Genomic DNA, 21476 nt, shown 5'->3' with positions numbered 1-21476 from the left:
GGGATCGAAGGTGAGCACGGCCGACCGCGAAAGCTTCGACGCCATCCGACGGATGCATCGAATCCTGACCATGCACTTCATCGAGGGCATGAAGCAGATCGACATCGCCACGCGGACCAACCTGTCGGTGGCCAGCGTCAACCGCATCATCAAGCAGGGCCGTGATCTCGGCATGGTCGAGATCACCATCCGCAGCCCGTTCGAATCGGCCTTCGACGCCGCCCGCAAGCTGGCGGAGCGCGCCGGCCTCGCCGAGGTCGTCGCCGCTCCGTGCCCGACGCTGGACGATCCCTCGCGGCTGAAGGCGGCGGGCAAGGCGGCGGCGTCCTTCCTGCTGGATCACCTGCGCGACGGGCAGACCATCTGCGTCACCGGCGGCAAGGGCGTGAGCGCGCTCGTCGAGGCGCTCGACACCGACCAGAAGTTCGACGTCAGCGTGGTGCCGGCCACCGGCGGCGTGCAGGGCAAGCACTACACCGACGTCAACCACCTCGCCTCGGAGCTGGCGCTCAAGCTGGGCGGGCGGGCCTACCAGATCCACGTGCCGATGTTCGCCGCCTCGCCGCAGGAGCGCGACGCGCTGATGCAGGTGCGCTCCTGCATCGAGGCGCTGGACCGGGCCCGCAACGCCGATGTCGCGGTGGTCGGCATCGGCTCCATCCACGCCGTCGATTCCAGCTATTTCGACCTCACCTCGGAAGCCTCCGGCGACATCGCGGCGATCCGCGAATCCCGGGCGGAGGCGGAGCTGCTCGCCCATCTGCTCGACGGCGCCGGCCGGGTCGCGCCCTACGCGCTCAACCGGCACCTCGTCTGCGTGACCCCGGACGAGCTGGCCCGCATCCCGATGACGCTCGGCGTCGCGGCGGGCAGCGCCAAGGTCTCTCCCATCATCAGCGTGCTGAAGGGCCACTACCTCAAGGCGCTGGCGACGGACGAACACACGGCCGTCGAGATTGTCGGCCGTCTCGACCAGAAGGACAGGTAATGAACGCCTCGCAGGCCGCCAGGCCGGATCTCCGCGCTTCCAGGCTCGATGCACTCGCCCGGCGTGAACGGACCACCGTTCTCGTGGTCGGCGGCGGCATCAACGGCATCTCGACCTTCCGCGAGCTGGCGCTCCAGGGTCTGGACGTCGTGCTGGTGGAGCGCGGCGACTGGTGCGAGGCGGCCAGCGGCGCGCTCTCGCGGATGATCCATGGCGGCCTGCGCTACATGGAGACCGGCGAGTTCGCGCTGGTGCGGGAATCGCTTCTGGAGCGCAACCGGCTGCTGGCCAACGCGCCGCATTTCGTCTCGCCGCTGCCCACCACCGTGCCGCTGTTCGACTACACCTCCGGCATCACCAGCGCGTTCCAGCGCTTTCTCCGCCTCACCGAGAAGAAGGCGCGCCGCGGCGGGGTGATCGTGAAGATCGGCCTGACGCTCTACGACATCTTCGCCGCGCCCTCGCCGATGCCGAAGCACCGTTTCCACGGCCGCTCCGCCACCTTCCGGCGCTGGCCGGACTTCAATCGCGAGATCGCCTGCAGCGCCACCTATTACGACGGGCAGATCAGCCAGCCCGAGCGCCTCGGCTTCGAGATGGTCGCGGACGCCATGGCGGCCAATCCGCAGGCGCTGGCGGTCAATCATGTCCGCATGACCGGGACGAAGGACGGCCGCGTCATGCTGGCCGACACGCTGTCCGGCCGCCTGTTCTCGCTCGAGCCGGACGTGGTGGTGAACGCCACCGGCGCCTGGATCGACTTCGCCAACGAGGCGCTCACCCCGCCGGAGGCCCGCCCCAACGCCCGTCCCCCGCGGATGATCGGCGGCACCAAGGGCTCGCATCTCATCGTCGACAACCCGCGCCTCTACGACGCTCTCGGCGACGAGATGGTCTACTACGAGAACCAGGAAGGCCGCGTCTGCATCCTGTTCCGCTATTTCGACCGGGTGCTCATCGGCTCGACCGACATTCCCGTCTCCGACCCCGATGGGCTGCGCTGCGAGGATGACGAGATCGCCTACATCCTCGACTCGGTGCGGCTGATCTTCCCCGATCTGCCGATCCGCCGCGAGGAGATCGTCTACACCTTCGCCGGCACCCGGCCGCTGCCCGCCAGCGACGCCAGCGTGGTCGGCCGCATCTCGCGCGACCATTCCTGCCCGGTGGTCCCGGCGACGGCGGGGCGCCCCTTTCCCGTCTACTGCATGGTCGGCGGCAAGTGGACGACCTTCCGCGCCTTCGGCGAGCAGGTCGCCGACAAGGTGCTGGACGCGCTGCACCTGTCGCGCAGCGTCTCGACCGCCGACCTGCCGATCGGCGGCGGGCGCCACTATCCCGCCTCGGCCGGCGAGCGGGCCGCGTGGATCGAGGCCTGCGCCCGCGCCACCGGCCTGCCGCCGGCGCGCGTCGAGGCGCTGCTGCACCGCTACGGCACCAGCGCCCGCGCCATGGCCGAGGAACTCGGCGAGCAGGGCGACACGCCGCTCGCCGGCCTTCCCGAATTCAGCCGGCAGGAGCTCGACTATCTCGCCCGCCGCGAGGATGTGGAGACGCTGGCCGACCTGCTGCTCCGCCGCACCCCGATCGGCATCACCGGGCGCCTCGGCCTGTCCGTCGCCGAGGAGGCGGCCGATGTCCTCGCCGGCGCCAAGGGCTGGTCCCGCGCCGAGCGCGAGCAGCGCCTCGACGACTTCATCACGCGGCTCGCCCGCGATCACGCCGTCCGGCTGGAACGGACGGCGGACGAATTTCACGCGAAAAGGAGAGTGTCATGAGCGGTAGCCACAAGGTCCGCATGAACCGGCTGTTCCGCAACGGCCGTTGCCTCGACGTGGCGATCGACCACGGCATCGCCAACGAACCGACCTTCTATCCGGGCCTGGAGAACATCACCAAGGTGATGGCCGACCTCGTGAAGGCCGGCCCGGACGCGATCCAGGTCAATTACGGTCAGGCCGATCTGCTCCAGAACGTCGACGGCAAGGAGAAGCCGGCGCTGGTGATGCGCACGGACATCGCCAATGGCTACAACACCATCCGTCACCGCGTCATGTGGGCGACGCTGCAGAACGCCGAGGAGCCGATCCTCGCCGCGCTGCAGATGGATGCCGCCGCCGTCGTCGTGAACATCTACATGATCCCGGACGAGCCGGAGATGTTCAAGCAGTGCATCGAGAACATCGCGAAGCTGCGCCGCGAGTGCGAGAAATACGCCATGCCGCTGATGATCGAGCCGCTGGCGATGCAGGCGCCCAGCGCGGCCGGTGGCTATCAGGTCGACGGCGACACCTCCAAGATCGTCAATCTCGTGCGCCTCGCGCAGGAGATCGGCGCCGACATCATCAAGGCCGATCCCACCGACGTCGCCGAGGACTTCCACAAGGTCGTCGAGGCGGCGCGCGTGCCGGTGCTGGTGCGCGGCGGCGGCAAGGGCGAGCTGAAGGGCGTGTTCCAGAAGTCCGCCGTGCTCATGCAGCAGGGCGCGGCCGGCATGGTCTACGGCCGCAACGTCTACCAGCACGACAACCCCAGCCGGGTCGTCGCGGCGCTGATGGCGATGATCCATGACGGCGCCGACGCCGAGCGGGCCAACGCCATCTACGAAGCGGCCTGAGACCCGGGACCGCCACAACGACAAGGCAGGCCGGCGCGCATCGGCCTGCCGCCATATCGGGAGGATGCATGAGCGACTATCTCCTCGGAATCGATGCCGGCAACACGATGGTCAAGGCGGTGCTGTTCGACAGCGCCGGCAATGAGCTCGCCGTGGAGGAGCGCTCGGGGTCGACCAGCTATCCCGAGCCCGGCCAGGCCGAGCGCAGCATCGACGAGATACGCCGCTTCACCGTGGAAGCGATCCGCGGCTGCATCGCCAAGTCCGGCATCGACCCCGCCGACGTGCGCGCGGTGGGCGCCGCCGGCCACGGCAACGGCGCCTATGTCCTCGACCGCGACGGCACGGGGCTGCTCGGCATCCAGTCGATCGACCGCCGGGCGGAAGCCATCGCCGGCGGGCTGGGCGAGAAGACCGGGCAGATCCATCGCTGGTCGCGCCAGCAGCCCTGGGCGGGCCAGACCCCGCTGCTGATGCGCTGGCTCGGCGAGCACCGGCCGGAGATCATGGCGCGCGCCCATGCGGTGCTGCTGTGCAAGGACGTGATCGTGCATTTCCTCACCGGCACGCTGTCCGGCGACTATTCGGACGCGGCGGTGGCCGGTCTGGTGCGCTTCCCCGAGCGCCGCTACGACGGGGAGATGCTGGAGGCCTACGGAGTCGCCCATTTCGGCGCGCTGCTGCCGCCGCTGCGCGAGAGCTGCGAGATCGTCGGCGGCATCCGGCCGGAAGTGGCGCAGGCGACCGGCCTGCGCGCCGGCACGCCGGTCGTGGCGGGCATGATCGACATCGTGGCGAGCGCGGTCGGCTCCGGCGTCTCCGCCACCGGCCAGGCCTCCATCGTCGCCGGCACCTGGAGCATCAACCAGGAGGTGGTCGACGATCCCGAGCTCGACGAGCTGGTCTTCATGACCTCGATCATCGAGAAGGACCGCTACATGGCGGTGGAGGCGAGCGCCACCTCGGCCGCCAATCTCGAATGGTTCATCCGCGAGTTCGGCAGCGGCATCGAGGTCGGCACCGGCACGGTCGCCTCCGCGTGCAGCGATCTGGTGGCGCGCGTGTCGCCCTCCATGGACCTGCCGCTGTTCCACCCCTTCATCTACGGCAGCTCCGGCAACGCCCGGGCGCGCGGCGGCTTCTACGGAATCGCCGGCTGGCACGACAAGGCGCACCTGCTCTACGGGCTGTTCGAGGGCGTGGTGTTCGGCCATCGCCAGCATGTCGAGAAGCTCAAGCGCGCCGGCGCCACCTTCGAGAACGTCGTGCTGTCGGGCGGGGCGGCGCGCAGCAAGGTGTGGCCGCAGATGTTCGCCGACATCCTCGGCATCCCCATCCGCACCAGCCTGTGCTCGCAGACCGGCGCGCTCGGCGCGGCGATCGCGGCGGGTGTGGGCGCCGGGCTGTTCCCCGATCTCGGCCACGGCGTCGCCCGCATGGTGAAGACCGCGCAGAGCTTCACCCCGTCGCCGCGCCACAAGGCGCTGCACGACCGGCGCTACCGGCTGTTCCTCACCCTCGCCGAGCTGATGGAGCCGGTCTGGGACGAGCTGCACGCCGCCGACGCCTGAGCGCCCCGTCCCCACCCGTCAGCCGGCATGGGCGAGGCTGGCGAAGAAGTCGCGCAGCCGGTCGCCCTGGATCAGCACGTGCTCGCGCAACTCGCGCTCGGCCGTCCCCGCGTCGCCCGCCAGGATCGCCGCGACGATCCGCTCGTGCTCGGCGAAGGAGGTGGCGACCCGCCGCCCGGCGCGCAGCTGCAGCCGGCGATAGGGCTGCAGCCGGGTCTGCAGCTGGCGCGTCTGCTCGGCGAGGAAGGCGTTGCGCGCCGCGCGGTAGATGATCTGATGGAACGCCTCGTTGGCGTGGTAGTAGCTGTCGCTGTCGCCCTCGGCGGCCTCGTGGCGGCACTCCTCTAGCGAGGCGACCAGCGCCGCCCGGTCGGCCTCGTCGAGCCGGCGCGCGGCGAGGGCGCCGCACATGCCCTCGAGCGCGGCCATCATCTCGAAGCGCTCGACGATCTCCTGGAAGGTCAGCGATACCACGAAGGCGCCGCGCCGCGGCTGCAGCGTCACCAGCCCGTTGGCGGCGAGCTGCGCCAGCGCCTCGCGCAGCGGCGTGCGCGAGACGCCGAAGCGGTCGGCCAGCCGCTGCTCGTCCAGCCTTTCGCCGGGCTTGAAGACCCCCGTCACGATGTCGGCTTCCAGCGCCTGGCGCAGCCGGTCGGCGTGCCGGGTGCCGGTGTCGCGATCAGCGACCAAACTCGTCAAGATCGACCTCTTTTCCTGCGCGGCGGTCCCGCGTCCTGCCCGCGGCGCGCCCCTGATTCCGGGAGCGCTGCCGCTGCGTGAAACTAGCGTGGTCGCCACCCTCCGCACAACATGGCGTCTCTTGTATACAAAAAAGTTGACTTGGCATTCTATTGAGCGATGATCGCACACGGGCAGACATAAAACCAATCGCCCCGAGGAAACGCCAATGGATGTGACAGCGAATCCGCGCCCGGCGCGCGGACGGGTTTCTCATGCGCGCGTCGCCCGCCGGACGGGGGAGGCACGCCATGTCGCATGAGCTGATTTCGATCTTCGGGCTGGTGGCCATGTTCGTCGTCGCGACGATCCTGCCGGTCAATATGGGCGTGCTGGCCTTCGCCGGCGCCTTCCTCGCCGGCACGCTGCTGGCCGGGCTGACGGCGGCGAAGATCATGTCGTTCTTCCCGTCCAGCCTGTTCCTCACGCTGGTCGGCATCACCTATCTCTTCGCCATCGCCCAGAACAACGGCACCATCGACTGGCTGGTCCGCCTCGCGGTCCGCGCCGTGCGCGGGCATGTGGCGGCGATCCCGTGGATCATGTTCCTCATCGCCGCGGCGCTCACCTCGGTGGGCGCGGTCAGCCCCGGCGCGGTGGCGATCATCGCCCCCATCGCGCTCGGCTTCGCGGTGAAATACGCCATCAGCCCGCTGATGATGGGCCTGATGGTGATCCACGGCGCCCAGGCCGGCGGCTTCTCGCCGATCAGCATCTATGGCGGCATCACCAACGGCGTCGTCGCCAAGGCCGGGCTGCCGCTCGATCCCATCGTCACCTTCCTCGCCAGCTTCTTCGTCAACGGCGCGGTGGCGGTGCTGCTGTTCTTCGCGCTGGGCGGGCTGAAGCTCATCGGCCGGCGGGCCGAGCTGGCGGGCGCGCCGGCCGGGGCGGGCTATCCCGCCGCGACGCCGCCGCGCTACGGCGACGCCGAGACCGAGGCCATCACCCTGGAACGCCGCATCGCCGAGGGCGGGGTGGCCAATGGCGACCCGATGGCCAGCAACCGTCCCTACCAGTTCCTCACCCTCGCCGGGCTGGTGCTGCTGGCGGTGCTCACGCTCGCCTTCAATCTCGACATCGGCTTCTGCGCCATCACCATCGGCCTCGTGCTTTCGCTGGTGGCGCCGACGCTCCAGCGCAAGGCGGTCGCGCAGGTCACCTGGCCGGAGATCGTGCTGATCACCGGCGTGTCCACCTATGTCGGCGTGATGCAGGCCATGGGCACCATCGACTACGCCGCCAACGGCGTCGCCGGCCTCGCCTCGCCGCTCATGGCGGCGCTGGTCCTGTGCCTCATCGGCGCGGTGGTCTCGGCCTTCGCCTCCTCGACGGCGGTGCTCGGCTCGCTCATCCCGCTCGCCGTGCCCTTCCTCCAGGCCGGCACGGGCGTCGAGGCGGTCGGCTTCATCGCCGCCATGGCGGTGTCCTCCACCATCGTCGACGTCAGCCCGTTCTCGACCAACGGCGCGCTGGTGCTCGCCAATGCGCCGGAGGCCTCGCGCGACGGCTTCTTCAAGCAGCTCGTCGCCTATGGCGCGGCGGTGACGGTCATCGCGCCCTTCGTGGTGTGGCTGCTCTTCGTGGTGTTGTGAGGAGGCATCGATGACCAGACCGGACGGGACGCAGCGCTCCTGGTCGACCCGGCGCGAGGACAAGCAGCGCCGCCTCCAGCGGGCGGCCGCCTTCGCCGACGGCCGCGTCCTGAAGCCGGATCGCATCGTCGAGGCGCTGGAGGCGGTCATCGCCTCCGGCGACCGCGTGGCGCTGGAGGGGGACAACCAGAAGCAGGCGGACTTCCTCTCCCGCTCCCTCGCCAGGGTCGATCCGGCGAAGGTCCATGACCTGCACATGCTGGTGTCCAGCATCAGCCGTCCCGAGCAGATCGACATCTTCGAGACCGGCATCGCCCGGCGCATCGACTTCGCCTATGCCGGCCCGCAGAGCCTGCGCGTCGCCCAGCTTCTGGAGGACGGCAAGCTCGAGGTCGGCGCCATCCATACCTATGTCGAGCTTTATGCTCGGATGTTCGTCGACCTGACGCCGCGCGTGGCGCTGGTCGCGGCGGAGAAGGGCGACCGCCACGGCAACCTCTACACCGGCGCCAACACCGAGGACACGCCCACCATCGTGGAGGCGACGGCCTTCGGCGGCGGCATCGTCATCGCCCAGGTCAACGAGATCGTGGACACGCTGCCGCGCGTCGACATTCCCGGCGGCTGGGTCGACTTCGTGGTCGAGGCGGATCGTCCCGCCGCCATCGAGCCGCTGTTCACCCGCGATCCGCGTCTCATCACCGAGCAGCACATCCTCATGGCGATGCTCGCCATTCGCGGCGTCTATGAGCGCCACGGCGTGCTGTCGCTCAATCACGGCATCGGCTTCAACACCGCCGCCATCGAGCTGCTGCTGCCGACCTATGGCGAGGCGCTCGGCCTCAAGGGCAAGATCTGCCGGCACTGGACGCTCAACCCGCACCCGACGCTCATTCCCGCCATCGAGAGCGGGTGGGTGGAGAGCGTCCACTGCTTCGGCGGCGAGGTCGGCATGGAGCGCTACATCGAGGCGCGCTCCGACGTGTTCTTCACCGGCCCGGACGGTTCGCTGCGCTCCAACCGCGTGCTCTGCCAGCTCGCCGGCCAGTACGCGGTCGACATGTTCATCGGCGCCACGCTGCAGATCGACGGCGACGCCAATTCCTCGACCGTCACCACCGGGCGCCTCGCCGGCTTCGGCGGCGCGCCCAACATGGGCCACGACCCCGGCGGCCGGCGCCATGCCAGCAAGGCGTGGCTCGACCTGAAGACCGATCCCGGCCCCACCGCGCGCGGCCACAAGCTGGTGGTGCAGATGGCCGAGACCTTCCAGTCCGGGGGCGTTCCCACCTTCGTGGAGGAACTCGACGCTGTCGAGGTCGGCAGGGCGGCCGGCATGCCCATCGCCCCGGTGATGATCTATGGCGACGACGTCAGCCATGTCGTCACCGAGGAAGGCGTCGCCTATCTCTATCTCGCCCGCGACGAGGAGGAGCGCCGCGCCGCGCTTGCGGCGGTGGCCGGCGTCAGCCCCATCGGCCTGCGGCACGATCCCTCTCGCACCGACGATCTGCGCCGGCGCGGTCTGGTCGCCTATCCCGAGGATCTCGGCGTGCGCCCCACCGACGCCCGCCGCTCCTTGCTGGCGGCCCGCAGCATCGACGATCTCGTCGCCTGGTCGGGCGGCCTCTACGAGCCCCCCGCGCGCTTCAGGAGCTACTGACCCATGCACGTTGACCTGCTGGAAGTTGATCTGCTGCAAGCCGACCTGCTGGAAGCTCGCCCGTCGGGAGCCGGTTTCCCGCTGCCGAACGCCGACGCCATCGCCGGTCGCGCGGTCGCGGCTCTGGTGGCCGAGGCGACGCTCACCCCCAAGCCGGGCCTCGTCGACCGGCGCGGGCCCGGCGCGCATGCGGATGTCGAGCTTGCCACGCTGCTCGCCTCCGCCGAGGCGCTGCGGCCGACCTTCGCGGAAATCGCCCGCGCCTCCGCCGGGCGGCGGCCCTCGCCGGAACTGCGCGAGGACCTCGCGCGGATCGGCCGCGATGGCGAGCGCCGCATGTTCGCCGTGACCGGCGGCGCCAACACCCATCGCGGTGCCATCTGGGCGCTCGGCCTGCTGGCCGCCGCACGGGTGCTGGAGGGTGCCGGCGGCAGCGTCGAGACCATCTGCGCCACCGCCGGCCGCATCGCCCGCCACGCCGACCGTTTCGCCCCGCCGCGCGCCACCAACGGCGCGCGCGCCTGCCGGGCCTATGGCGTGTCCGGCGCGCGGGGCGAGGCGGATGCCGGTTTCCCGCATGTGCGGCTCGCCGTGGCGACGCTGCGGGCGCGGCGCGCGGCTGGCGCGGCCGAAGATCATGCCCACCTCGACGCGCTGCTTAGCGTCATGGCGCGGCTCGACGACACCTGCCTGCTGCACCGGGGCGGACGGCGGGCGCTGCGCGTGGCCCGGCTCGGCGCGCGCGCGGTGCTCGGCACGGGCGGCGCCGCGACGGCGGAAGGGCAGGGGGCGCTGCTGGCGCTGGACCGCCGGCTGCTGGCGCTGAACGCCTCGCCGGGCGGGGCCGCCGACATGCTCGCCGCCGCCCTCTTCCTCGACGGGGTGCCGGAGCGTCGGTCTTCGGCGCCTCTTCAGGCCCAGCGGGAGATGTGAGCCATGGAGATCATCGAGCTCCGCTTTCCCGGCGACCGGCCCATCGCGCGGTGCGCGCATGTCGGCGTCGTCGGCTCCGGCGATCTGGAGGTGCTGCTTTCGCCGGCCGGCGAGACCACCGTCACCATACGCACCAGCGTCGACGGCTTCGGGCCGACCTGGCAGGCGACGCTCGCCCGCTTCTTCGCCCGCCATCCCGTCGCCGCGCGGGTCGAGATCAACGATGCCGGCGCGACGCCGGGCGTCGTCTCGCTTCGTCTGGCGCAGGCCCTTGAGGAGACGCAGGGATGACATCGGCCGCCACCTTGTTGAACTGCCGGAGCTTCGTGGAGATGAATGCCCGCGAGCGGGCGCGGGCGCTGCTCGATGCCGGCAGCTTCCGCGAGCTGCTCGGCCCGTTCGAGCACGTCGAATCCCCCTGGCTGGCGCCGCAGGGCATCGTGCCGCAGAGCGATGACGGCGTCGTCGTCGCCCGCGGCGCCATCGACGGCGTGCCGGCCGTGGTGCTGGCGATCGAGGGCGCCTTCCAGGGCGGCAGCACCGGCGAGGTCTCCGGCGCCAAGATCGCCGGCTCGCTCGAACGCGCGCTGGCGGATGCCGAGGCCGGCCGGCCGATCCGGCCGGTGCTGGTGTTCGAGACCGGCGGCGTGCGCCTGCAGGAGGCCAATCTCGGCCTCGCGGCCATGGCCGAGATCCACGCCGCCCTCGTCGCCCTGCGCCGCCACGTGCCGGTCGTCGGGGTGATCGCCGGCCTCGTCGGCTGCTTCGGCGGCATGTCGATCACCGCCGGCCTGGCGAGCCGCCTCATCATGACCCGGCAGGGCCGGCTCGGCCTCAACGGGCCGGAGGTGATCGAGCAGAACGCCGGCATCGCCGAGCTCGACAGCCGCGACCAGGCGCTGATCTGGAGCCTGACCGGCGGCGAGGTCCGCACCGTTACCGGCCTCGCCGACACCCTCGTCGCCGACAACGCCGACGCCCTCGCCGCCGCCGTGCGCGCGGCCTTCGCGGACGGCGCCCCGGGGCCGGCCTCCAGCGCCCGCATCGATTTCTGGCGCGCCCGCCTGGCGCGGCTGCCCGAGCCGGCGACCGGCGCGGCGCTCGCTTCCCTCTGGTCGGGAGACAGGACATGAGCGACAGCGTGAGCCTGCGCGGCCGCCGCTGGTTCGAGGCCCTCGCCGGCGATGCCCCGCTCCTGCCGGGCGGGCCGGCCTCGGTGCTGGCCGCCGACGTGCCGCTCGGCGGCGAGGCGGTCCGCGCCATCGCCGTGGTGCCCGATCCGCACAACCGCTTTCCCCGCGCCCGCTCGGGCGAGATCGGCCTCGACGAGGGCTGGGCGATCGCCGCCCGGGTGCGCGAGGCGGCCGCCGTCCCCGGCCGGCCGGTGCTCGCCATCGTCGACGTGCCGAGCCAGGCCTATGGCCGGACCGAGGAACTGCTCGGCCTGCACCTCGCCTGCGCGGCGGCGGTGGACGCCTATGCCTCGGCGCGGCTCGACGGCCATCCGGTGGTGGCGCTGGTGGTCGGCAACGCCCTGTCCGGCGCCTTCCTCGCCCATGGCTACCAGGCCAATCGCGTGCTGGCGCTGGACGATCCCGGCGTTTCCATCCACGCCATGGGCAAGGCCGCCGCCGCCCGCGTCACCCGCCGCAGCGTCGCCGATCTGGAGCGGCTCGGCGAGACCATCCTGCCGCTCGCCTATGACGTGCGGTCCTTCGCCCGGCTCGGCCTGCTGCACGAGCTGATCTCCGGCGTCGACGCCGACACGCCCACCGCCGCCGACGTCGCGCGGGTGCGCGGGCGCCTCGCCGCCGCCATCGCCGATGCCCGCAGCGGCCCGCCCGATCTCGCCGGCCGCCTCGCCTCGGAGGATGCGCGCCGGAACCGCGCCGCCTCGATCCGGGTGCGCGAGCAGCTGGCGCGCGAATGGAACTGAGGTCGGGCGATCTCCCTCGGATGCACGATCTCCTCCGGCCGCACGATCTCCTGCGCCTGCGCGCGCCCGCCGATGCGCGCGTGCCCGAGCCGCCGGACTGGGTGATGCCGGCGCTGGAGGAGGCGCCCTGGGTGGTGGTGCGCCGCGCCGCGCCGGTCGCCGGCCGCGTGCCCGTCGGCATACGCGGCCCGCGGCGCGACCAGCGCTGCGCCGCCGCCGTCGATCCCGCCGCCATCCTCGCCTGCGTCACCCCGGAGGCGCTGGCGCGCGCCCGTGCCTGGGAGACGGCCGCCCGGTCCGGTCATCCGGCGTTGCGGGCGCTCGCGGCGCTGGCGCCGCGCCTCGACGCCACCGGCCTCGTCTGGGGCGTCGCCGGCGGGGCGGGCTTCGAGCTGGCGACCGGCCGGCCGGTACTGCGCGAGGCGAGCGATCTCGACATCGTCCTGCGCGCGAGCTTTCCCTTGCCGGTCGACGCCCTCCGGCAGGCCGCGGCGGCGTGCGAGGCCGCGCTTCCCCCCGTGCCGGGTCGCGCGCCCGCCGCCCGCGTGGACGCCCGGGTGGATGCTCTCGTCGAGACTCCCCTCGGCGCCTTTGCGCTCGCCGAATTCTGCGGCGACGGCGACACGCTGCTGCTACGCGGCGCCGGCGGTCCCCGTCTGGTGATGCGGGCGGAGCTGGAGCGGCCGGCGGAGCGGGCCGAAGCGTCATGACCACCGCGCCCACCCCCCGCACTGCGCTGCTCTTTCCCGGCCAAGGCAGCCAGAGCGTCGGCATGCTGGCGGCGCTGCCCCCGCATCCCGCCATCGCCGCGACCCTCGACGAGGCGTCCGAACGGCTCGGCCATGACTGGCGCGAACTCGACACCGCCGAGGCGCTGGCCGGCACCCGTGCCGCCCAGCTCGCCCTGCTCATCGCCGGCGTCGCCACGGCGCGGGCGCTGGCGGCGGAGGCCGTCGCGGTCGACGCGGTGCTCGGGCATTCGGTCGGCGCCTTTCCCGCCGCCGTCGCCGCTGGCGTGCTGGATTTCGCCGATGCGTTGCGTCTCGTCGCCCTGCGCGGGGAGCGGATGGCGCGCCTGTTCCCGGCGGGCTACGGCATGGCGGCGGTTCTCGGCCTGCCGGCCCGCACCCTGCGCGATCTCGTCGCACGCGCCCGCGCGTCGGGCGATCTCTACCTGTCGAACTACAACGCGCCCCGTCAGATCGTGGTGGCGGGGGCGGAGCCGGCGCTGGACGCGCTCTGCCGTCTGGCGGTGGAGGCCGGCGCCCGCAAGGCCGAGCGGCTCGCGGTGGCGACGCTTTCCCACTGTCCCCTGCTCGAACCGGTGGCGGACGCGCTGGCCGGCGCCATCGCCGCGATGCCGGTTCGCCCGCCGCGCCTTCTCTATGCCAGCGCCCGCCGCGCCCGCGTGCTGACCGAGGCGCCCGCCATCGCGCAGGATCTCGCCCGCAACGTCGCCGAGCCGGTGCTGTGGCACGATGCCGTGGAGCTTCTGGTCGAGCGCGGGATGGAGCTTTTCCTGCAGGCGCCGCCCGGCACCGTGCTGGCGGACCTGCTCGTCGAGGCGCACCCGGATATGCGCGTGCGGCAGGCCGAGGCGCTGCTGCGCTGACGGGCTTCCCCGCTTCCCACCGGACATTCCCGCCGGGATGGAGGAAGCGCTTGCCGAAAACCGCGTTCGGGGTCATCACGTCCGCGATGCGGAGCCGGTCGGGTCGGTTCGTCCGCCGGGGGCGCAGGAATAAAGTGGCGACACGCCATCTGCCGACAGAAAGACCTGCCATGCCGCTGCGCCGCGCCGATAGCCGGCGCCGCCGGGGCCTGAATCGCGCGCCGTCCGGCAGGCTTCCGGGCGCTGAATCTGCTTCGAATCTGCGGCTGTTTTCGGAATGCCGGGCATGTTGTCCGGCCTATCCGGCGCGCCGGGTTTTGGTTAGCTTGGGTAGCTTCTTGTGTGTCCGGTGGCGCGAACGCTGATGCCTGCAATACTGATCATCGACGACAGCTCGACCAACCGGCGCATTTATTCAAGACTGTCCAGACAGCTCGAATCGAACGTCAATGTCCGGTCTTTCGAAAACCCGCGAAAGGCCCTCGACTGGTTGGCCGAGAACACGGCTGATCTGATCATCACCGACTACAAGATGCCGACGATGTCCGGCGCGGAACTCACCACCGCGGTACGGGCCACCAGCGGCAATCGCGACGTGCCGATCATCGTCATCACCGCCTATAACGATCAGCAATATCGCGTCACGTCGCTCGAATCGGGGGCGACGGATTTCCTGCTCAGCCCGGTCGACCACGTCGAATTCCTCGCCCGCGCCCGCAATCTGCTCCGGCTTCGCTCGCAGCAGATCCTGCTGGCGCGGCGCGCCGATCTTCTCGAGCTCAGCCTCTCCGCCAAGGAGCTTCAGCTCCGCGAGAGCCGCGAGGCCCTGGCGCAGGTCATCGATACCGTGCCCGCCATGATCAACGCGACGGACCGCGACGGGAATTGCGTGTTCGTCAACGCCCATCAGGCCGCCTTCGTCGGCAAGGCGCCGTCCGATGTGGTCGGCCAGCCCATCGAGGCGCTGCTGGGCGAGGAGCGGGCCCATATCAGCCGCCGGCTCGACCAGCTCGTGATGAAGACCGGCCGCGCCATCCCCACCCGCGAGGAGGAGGCGCTGGCGCCCAATGGCGAGCCGCGCATCTATCTCACCAGCAAGGCGCCGCTGCGCGATGCCTCGGGCGAGATCGTCAACATCCTCACCACCTCCATCGACATCACCGAGCGGCGCCATGCCGAGCGGCGGCTGGAGCACATCGCCAATCACGATTCCCTCACCGGGCTGCCCAACCGCATGCTGCTGCGCGATCATCTGCGCCGCGAGCTGGCGCGCGGGCGGCGCGGCGACCAGAACTTCGCCCTGCATTTCATCGATCTGGATCGCTTCAAGGCGATCAACGACGCCCACGGCCATCATCAGGGCGACGAACTGCTGCAGCGCGTCGCCCAGGCCCTGACCGAGCTGGTCGGTCCCAGCCACACGGTGGCGCGTCTGGGCGGCGACGAGTTCGCCATCCTGCAGCCGGACATTGACGGGCCGGACGACGCGGCCCGTCTGGCGCAGTCGATCCTCGATCTTCTGAGCAATGGCGACGATACCCCGGACGCGCTGAAGATCGGCGCCAGCATCGGCGTCACCCTCGCGCCGCGCGACGGCACCGACCCGGACGAACTGCTCAAGAATTCCGATCAGGCGATGTATCTCGCCAAGTCCATCGGTGGCGGCACCTGGCGGTTCTTCGCCGCCGACATGCGCCCGCGCGCCAGCCAGACGGCGCAGCTCGAGAGCGACCTGCGGGGCGCGCTGTCGCGTCAGGAGTTCCTTCTCCACTACCAGCCGCAGATTGACCTGCGCAGCAACCGCGTGGTCGGCGCCGAGGCGCTGCTGCGCTGGCAGCATCCCCAGCACGGCCTGCTGGCGCCCGACGCTTTTCTCGGGCTGGCGGAGGAGACCGGCCTCATCGTCCCCATCAACGAATGGGTGCTGAACGAGGCCTGCCGGCAGGGCGCGGCGTGGCGCGCCGAGGGCCTCGGCGACCTGCGCATCGCCGTCAACCTGTCGCCCATCCAGTTCCGGCGCGAGGGGGTCGAGACGCTGGTCCGCGAGGCCCTGCGCACGAGCGGCATGCGTCCGACCTCGCTGGAGCTGGAGCTGACCGAGGGCATCCTGCTCGGCTATGACAAGCAGATCGTCACCCAGATGCAGTCCCTGCGCGCGCTGGGCGTGACCCTGTCGGTGGACGATTTCGGTACCGGCTACTCCTCGCTCAGCTACATCCGCAGCTTCCCGCTGCACCGGCTCAAGATCGACCGCTCCTTCGTGCAGGATCTCGGCAGCGATCCTTCCGCGCTGGCCATCGTGCGCACCATCATCGATCTCGGCCACATCCTGCACCTTCAGGTGCTCGCCGAAGGGGTGGAGGAGGAATCGCAGCTCGCGCTCCTGCGCTCGGAAGGGTGCGACGAGGTGCAGGGCTATTATTTCAGCCAGCCGATCCCGTCCGAGGCCTTTGCCGTCTGGCTGACGCAGCATGGCCTCGGGGAGGCCGGGGGTGCGCCGGCGACGGAGAAAGAGCATGCGGGCCGCCGCTAGCATGCTCCGCTCCCTGACCGCGCCGCTGCGCTGGATCGGGTCGCGCCTGCGCAACCGGCCCGACAGCGAACACGAGATGAGCTTCAACCGGCTCGTCTTCGCCTTCATCATCGTCATCGTGCTGCTGGTGAACCGCAGCAGCAGCGATCTCGGCAGCGCGCTGGCGGTGATGGCGCTCTATATCCCGCTCGCCCTGGGGGTGCTCGGCCACATCATCCTCTATCCCGGCGTGTCGCGCGGCCGGCGCCTGTTCGCGCTGCTGCTCGACTGCGGCTTCCTCTCCTGGCAGCTGCATCTGGGGGGCGAGGTCGCGGCGCTGTTCTTCCCGATCTATCTCTGGGTGATCTTCGGCAACGGCTTCCGCTTCGGCCTCGCCTCGCTGGCGATCGCTATCCCGGTTGCTACGGTCTGTTTCGGTATCGTGGTATGGACGACGCCGTTCTGGTACCAGCAATGGCACCTGTCGGCGGGGCTGCTGGGCGGGCTGGTGATCCTGCCGGCCTATGCCGGTACGCTGATCCGCAAGCTCTCGCTGGCGACGCAGGCGGCGGAAGAAGCCAGTCAGGCCAAGAGCTTGTTCCTCGCCAGCGTCAGCCACGAGCTGCGCACGCCGCTCACCGCCATCGTCGGCATGACCGGCCTCCTGCGCGCCAGCCCGCTGGTGGCCGAGCAGCGCGAGATGGTCGAGACCGTCGCCGTCGCCACCCGCTCGCTACAGTCGCTCATCACCAGCCTCCTAGACCTCTCCCGAATCGAGGCGGGGCGGATGCCGGTGGCGAAGGAGGAGTTCGATCTCATTGCGCTGCTGGTCGATGCGCGGCGGATGGTGGAGAGCCAGGTGCGTGAGCGTGGGCTGGGCTTCGACATCCATGTCACTCCCCGCACTCCGCTGCGTCTGCAGGGGAGCCGGCAGCATCTTCACGAGATCCTCGTCAATCTGGTCGGCAACGCGGTGAAGTTCACCCGCGAGGGCGGCGTGACCATCGCGGTGGACGGCGAGCCGGGAGAGGACGGCAGCCTGCAACTGCTCATGGAGATCACCGATACCGGTATCGGCATCGCGCCGAAGGATCAGGAACGCATCTTCGAGGACTTCACCCAAGCCGACCCAAGCATCATGAACCGCTTCGGCGGTACGGGGCTCGGCCTTGCCATCGCCCGGCGGCTGGTGGGGTTGTTGGGCGGCTCGATCGGGGTGGAAAGCACGCTCGGGGAGGGCAGTACCTTCCATTTCAACGTCCCCGTCTCGGCGCTTGACGACGAGGGGCTGACGTCGCGCGAGCCCTGGCGCGAGAGCGGCGTCGTGCTGGTCTGCCGGGATGTGGCCCCGTTGGCCGACCTGCTGAACAGCCTGTCCGCGCTGGGCATCACCCCCTTCATCGCCGATCCCCGAAAAGGGCCGGCACGCATGTTCCCGCCGCAAGCGATGGGCGCCATACGCCTGCTCTTCGAGCCGGATTGCCGCAATCTGCCGCTCATCTCCGGTCCGGCCGGGCCTTCCTCCAAGACCGTGCTGATCGAGCCGCAGGTCCCGGCGGGCTTGCCGGCCATGGCGGCGCGGCAACGTGGCGTCAGTCGCCTGTCGGCGCATCCGGCGCAGATCGAGCTGCGTCGCGCCTTGACGATCGCCTGCGAGCTGGCCGCGCCTTCTTCCAGTACGGTCGCGCCGCCGCGGCCGGTGCGTCCGGGAAGGCCGCGCCGTGTGCTGCTGGCCGACGACAATCGCATCAACCAGCGAGTCTTTTCCCGTATCCTCGAAGGGGCGGGGCATTCCGTGCTGTTGGCTGAAACCGGCGATGAAGCGCTCGACCTTCTGGAGGAGAAGGCGGAGCAGATCGATATCGTGCTGATGGACTTCAACATGCCCGATACCGATGGTCTGGAAGCCACCCGACTCTACCGCATGATGGCGACCGGCGACCGGCGGATTCCCATCGTCGGCCTGACGGCCGACGCAACCGCGTCAACCGACAGCCGGTGGCGGAACGCCGGGATGGACGAATGCCTCATCAAGCCCGTCGAGCCGGCCGCTCTGTTGGAAGTCATCGACAAGATCGCGCTCGGCGACGGACCGAGCCCGCTTCCGCGCCTCGTGCCGCGGCCGACGCTCGTCCAAATGGATGCTCCGCCCAGCCTGGATGAAAAGGCTGTCGAGAACCTGCGCAAGCTCGGTGGTTCCGAATTCCTGGTGGAGCTGATGGAAGACTATCTCGTCGACGCGGAGGCCATGCTGGACAGGCTCGGCCGCAGTGCGGCCGAGGGCGATCTGGTTGCATTCCGAAGCGAGTCGCATGCCTTGCAGAGCAGCTCGGCCAATATAGGTGCACTCGCGCTCGGTCGGGTATGCGCGCCGTGGAGGGATCTGCGCGGGGATGAATTGCGGGCGGGAGCCGCGGAATTCACGCGGCAGGCCAGGGCGGAGCTGAAGCGGACGCAGGCGGCCATGCGCGCCTATTCGGCGCGCGAAGCCGGCCTCGGCTGAAGAACGGGAGGTAGGCGATGCATCCAGAGGATGCATCGCCGATCCAGGTCATTCGGCCGCCACGAGGATGGGCACCTCGCTCTGCAGGCCCGCGAGCCGGCGGTTCTGGGCGGCGCACAGCCGGTCCATCTTCCGCAGATCGGCCTCGGTGAGGTTCAGCGCGGCCTCGGCCCAGATGTCGACGACATCGATCAGCTCATCGAGCGTCACCGGATTGACGCGGCGACGGGCGCGATAGACGGCGTGGTGGGCGTTGTGCTTCCGGTTGTGGCGGGAGATGTACTCCACCGCTGCCTGCTGGCCCTGGCCATCCTCCGCCAGCACGTCCACGACGCCCATCTCGTGAAGCTCCTCCGCCGTATGCACGCGCCCCGACAGGATGAGCGCCTCGGCGCTCTTCCGGTCCATGCGGCGCGACAGGAAGCTGTAGGCGCCCATGCCGGGGAACATGTTGAACAGGATTTCCGGCAGACCCATCTTCGCGGAGCGCTCGGCGATGATCAGGTCGAAGGAGAGAGCATGCTCGAAGCCGCCGCCCAGCGCGTCGCCCTGCACCAGCGCCATGGTCACGATGGGTGAATCGAAGGCGACCGCGTTGCGGTGAATCGCCTTCACCGCGACGTGGCCATAACGGCGCATCGCATCGAGATCGCCGCTGCGGATGCGCTGCGCGAAATGGCCGAGATCGCCGCCCAGATTGTAGATGCCGGGCACGGCGGAGGCCATGACGAACCAGGAGAAGGGGGCGACTGCCGGTTCGGGCAGCTCGGCGAAGGTCCGCGTGATCGCCGTCTGCATCCGGCTGATGTCGTGCATGAGTTCATGCGTATAAGAGGGCTTGTCGACCGGCTGCATGAAGCACCAGCAGGTTGCGTTCAGCGTGTCGATTTCCAGGCGCAGGTTGTCGTAGCCAATACCGCTGATTGCCTGAGCCGCCTGTGCCTTCAAGAGGCTGCCGGAGGCGGAAGCCACGCGGACACGCGCCGCGAACTCATCTTTCATGCCAAGTGAGGTCATCTTTTTCTCCATTTGTCGGGGGAAGTCGAAGAGGCGCCGCGCGGAATAATGCCGAACGGACAGCAGTTCTATTAGGCGCGGAACACATGACGAGGGCCAGAAACTAAAGGTGGCTGCCACATGTCTGGCTGCAAAAAGGATGCGCATCGCACATAGATTTGTGCTGCCCGCGCCGGGTCCCGCTGGATGAAGGACGCGTTTTCAAGCTGGCGCGCGATTGCCGGCAAGGATCACGCCGGCCGGGCCGACGATTGATGGTGCCATGATAGTCATATGATGGTGCGATCTCGCACGTGCCTGAGCTACCAAAACCGGCGGTCGGCCAAAGATCTGTGCATGATGCCGCAGGCCAACCACCAAGTGCCGCAAAGATGGGCGGGGCATCGTCAGCCGGGGATTGCGTGTCCGTACCTTTCCGGGATCAGATGACGGCACCTCTCTAGCCGGAGCCGATCATGGCCAACTATGTGAAGATCAGCGGTTTTGTGGGCGCGTGCATTACCGGCGCGATTCATCTGCTCACCGATCTGCGCAAGTCGCCGGCGCTCGCGGAAGAGGCGGGCTATGGCGATCTGCCCAAGCTGCCCAAGCCCAAGCCGACGCTCATTCCCATCATGAAGATCGCGCCGGCGATCGGCTGGAGCGCGGGACAGAAGCCGAAGCCGGCGCCCGGCTTCAAGGTGGAGGCCTTTGTCGAGGGGCTCGACCATCCGCGCTGGATCTATGAGCTGCCGAATGGCGACATCCTCGTCGCCGAGACGGCCGCGCCCCCCTTGCCGGCCGGCATCTTCAGTCTGCGCTGGTGGGCCATGGGCTTCGTGATGGTGCGGGCCGGCGCGGGAGTGAAAAGCGCCAACCGCATCACCCTGCTGCGCGACGACGACGGCGATGGCGTGGCGGAGATCAAGCTACCTTTCCTCGAGAGCCTGTTCTCGCCCTTCGGCATGGCGCTGGTGGGCGACCAGCTTTACGTCGCCAACGCCGATTCCGTAGTGCGCTTTCCCTATGAGCCGGGCGCGACACGCATCGACGCACCGCCGGTGAAGGTCTGCGATCTGCCGGCCGGGCGGAATCACCACTGGACCAAGAGCCTTGTCGCCAACAAGGCGGGCACCAAGCTCTATGTCGGCGTCGGCTCCAACTCCAATGTCGCCGAGTTCGGCATGGAGGAGGAGGTGAACCGCGCCGCCATTCTGGAGGTCGACATTGCGACTGGCGCCGTGCGCGTCTTCGCCGGCGGCCTGCGCAATCCGGTCGGCATGGACTGGAACCCGGTGACGGGGGAGCTTTGGACCAGCGTGAACGAGCGCGACGAGATCGGCGACGACCTCGTGCCGGACTACATGACCTCGGTAAAGGACGGGGCCTTCTATGGCTGGCCCTACTGCTACTACGACAAGATCGTCGACGAGCGGGTGAAGCCGCAGCGACCGGACCTCGTGGCGGCGTCTTTGAAGCCGGACTATGCGCTCGGCTCGCACACCGCCTCCCTGGGACTGACCTTCGTCGACGACGACCGCTTCGGCGCGCGGTTCAGGAACGGCGTGTTCATCGGCCAGCACGGTTCATGGAACCGGAACCCGCCGTCGGGCTACCGCGCCATCTTCATCCCGTTTGAAAATGGCGTGCCGGCTGGCTCGCCGGAGGAGATCCTCGGCGGCTTCCGCGTCGATGGAAAGGCGCTGGGCCGCCCGGTCGGCGTTCTCGTCGACAAGCGCGGGGGGCTGCTGGTCGTCGATGACGTCGGTGACTGCATCTGGCGCGTGACGCCGGTGTGAGCGAGGGGGCCAG

General features: G+C 69.9%; 17 protein-coding genes. 15 read left to right on the top strand and 2 right to left on the bottom strand.

What is annotated here, in order from left to right; translation table 11 throughout:
- The first annotated feature begins 10 nt into the window (after positions 1 to 10).
- From STARVERO_RS13050 to STARVERO_RS13035, 4 genes are all read left to right on the top strand, one after another.
- On the top strand, positions 11 to 988 hold the full coding sequence (locus STARVERO_RS13050; RefSeq protein ID WP_422802143.1) for a sugar-binding transcriptional regulator: 978 nt from the start codon (positions 11 to 13) through the stop codon (positions 986 to 988).
- Positions 988 to 2766, top strand: coding sequence for a glycerol-3-phosphate dehydrogenase/oxidase (locus STARVERO_RS13045; RefSeq protein WP_159599268.1), 1779 nt, complete (start codon positions 988 to 990; stop codon positions 2764 to 2766). Before STARVERO_RS13050 ends, STARVERO_RS13045 begins: the two co-directional genes overlap by 1 nt.
- A complete protein-coding gene (locus tag STARVERO_RS13040) occupies positions 2763 to 3605 on the top strand; it encodes a class I fructose-bisphosphate aldolase (RefSeq protein WP_159599266.1) in 843 nt (280 codons plus the stop codon). The genes STARVERO_RS13045 and STARVERO_RS13040 overlap by 4 nt, the downstream gene beginning before the upstream one ends.
- A gap of 68 nt (positions 3606 to 3673) precedes the next feature.
- Positions 3674 to 5176 (top strand): FGGY-family carbohydrate kinase, encoded by a 1503-nt coding sequence (locus STARVERO_RS13035; RefSeq protein ID WP_159599264.1) that lies wholly within the window; start codon positions 3674 to 3676, stop codon positions 5174 to 5176.
- Positions 5177 to 5194: 18 nt separating this feature from the next.
- Here STARVERO_RS13035 and STARVERO_RS13030 read toward each other — a convergent pair whose 3' ends face one another.
- Positions 5195 to 5875, bottom strand: a complete 681-nt coding sequence (locus STARVERO_RS13030) for a GntR family transcriptional regulator (RefSeq protein ID WP_244616760.1) — start codon at positions 5873 to 5875, stop codon at positions 5195 to 5197.
- Between the two features lie 290 nt (positions 5876 to 6165).
- On the opposite strand from STARVERO_RS13030, the gene STARVERO_RS13025 reads away from it, so the two are divergent.
- The 10 genes from STARVERO_RS13025 to STARVERO_RS12980 all read left to right on the top strand — a co-directional run bounded on the left by STARVERO_RS13025 (position 6166) and on the right by STARVERO_RS12980 (position 18668).
- Positions 6166 to 7509 (top strand): SLC13 family permease, encoded by a 1344-nt coding sequence (locus STARVERO_RS13025; protein WP_144344536.1) that lies wholly within the window; start codon positions 6166 to 6168, stop codon positions 7507 to 7509.
- A gap of 10 nt (positions 7510 to 7519) precedes the next feature.
- Positions 7520 to 9172 (top strand): malonate decarboxylase subunit alpha, encoded by a 1653-nt coding sequence (mdcA, locus tag STARVERO_RS13020; protein WP_144344537.1) that lies wholly within the window; start codon positions 7520 to 7522, stop codon positions 9170 to 9172.
- Positions 9173 to 9175: 3 nt separating this feature from the next.
- The gene (locus tag STARVERO_RS13015) at positions 9176 to 10105 is read left to right on the top strand and encodes a triphosphoribosyl-dephospho-CoA synthase (protein WP_159599262.1); all 930 of its coding nucleotides are present in this window, start codon (positions 9176 to 9178) and stop codon (positions 10103 to 10105) included.
- A 3-nt stretch (positions 10106 to 10108) separates the two neighbouring features.
- Complete coding sequence (locus STARVERO_RS13010; protein ID WP_159599260.1) at positions 10109 to 10396, top strand: malonate decarboxylase subunit delta; 288 nt, start codon at positions 10109 to 10111, stop codon at positions 10394 to 10396.
- Positions 10393 to 11238 (top strand): biotin-independent malonate decarboxylase subunit beta, encoded by an 846-nt coding sequence (locus tag STARVERO_RS13005; RefSeq protein ID WP_159599258.1) that lies wholly within the window; start codon positions 10393 to 10395, stop codon positions 11236 to 11238. Before STARVERO_RS13010 ends, STARVERO_RS13005 begins: the two co-directional genes overlap by 4 nt.
- Positions 11235 to 12041 (top strand): biotin-independent malonate decarboxylase subunit gamma, encoded by an 807-nt coding sequence (gene mdcE, locus STARVERO_RS13000; RefSeq protein WP_159599256.1) that lies wholly within the window; start codon positions 11235 to 11237, stop codon positions 12039 to 12041. Before STARVERO_RS13005 ends, mdcE begins: the two co-directional genes overlap by 4 nt.
- A 20-nt stretch (positions 12042 to 12061) precedes the next feature.
- A complete protein-coding gene (locus STARVERO_RS12995; protein WP_159599254.1) occupies positions 12062 to 12751 on the top strand; it encodes a malonate decarboxylase holo-ACP synthase in 690 nt (229 codons plus the stop codon).
- Positions 12748 to 13653 (top strand): ACP S-malonyltransferase, encoded by a 906-nt coding sequence (locus STARVERO_RS12990; RefSeq protein WP_159599252.1) that lies wholly within the window; start codon positions 12748 to 12750, stop codon positions 13651 to 13653. The genes STARVERO_RS12995 and STARVERO_RS12990 overlap by 4 nt, the downstream gene beginning before the upstream one ends.
- Before the next feature lie 364 nt (positions 13654 to 14017).
- Positions 14018 to 16186 carry a GGDEF/EAL domain-containing response regulator gene (locus STARVERO_RS12985; RefSeq protein ID WP_144344543.1) on the top strand — a complete coding sequence of 723 codons (2169 nt, stop codon included), beginning with the start codon at positions 14018 to 14020 and terminating at the stop codon, positions 16184 to 16186.
- Complete coding sequence (locus STARVERO_RS12980) at positions 16170 to 18668, top strand: sensor histidine kinase (protein WP_159599250.1); 2499 nt, start codon at positions 16170 to 16172, stop codon at positions 18666 to 18668. Before STARVERO_RS12985 ends, STARVERO_RS12980 begins: the two co-directional genes overlap by 17 nt.
- 48 nt (positions 18669 to 18716) lie before the next feature.
- Here the strand turns inward: STARVERO_RS12980 and STARVERO_RS12975 are convergent, their stop codons facing one another.
- A complete protein-coding gene (locus STARVERO_RS12975) occupies positions 18717 to 19685 on the bottom strand; it encodes a crotonase/enoyl-CoA hydratase family protein (RefSeq protein ID WP_159601762.1) in 969 nt (322 codons plus the stop codon).
- Positions 19686 to 20140: 455 nt separating this feature from the next.
- On the opposite strand from STARVERO_RS12975, the gene STARVERO_RS12970 reads away from it, so the two are divergent.
- A complete protein-coding gene (locus tag STARVERO_RS12970) occupies positions 20141 to 21463 on the top strand; it encodes a PQQ-dependent sugar dehydrogenase (RefSeq protein ID WP_159599248.1) in 1323 nt (440 codons plus the stop codon).
- The last annotated feature ends 13 nt before the right edge of the window (positions 21464 to 21476 follow it).

It is taken from the genome of Starkeya nomas, assembly GCF_902703545.1.
Classification (GTDB): Bacteria; Pseudomonadota; Alphaproteobacteria; order Rhizobiales; family Xanthobacteraceae; genus Ancylobacter; species Ancylobacter moscoviensis.
This window is presented reverse-complemented; position numbering and strand designations above follow the sequence as displayed.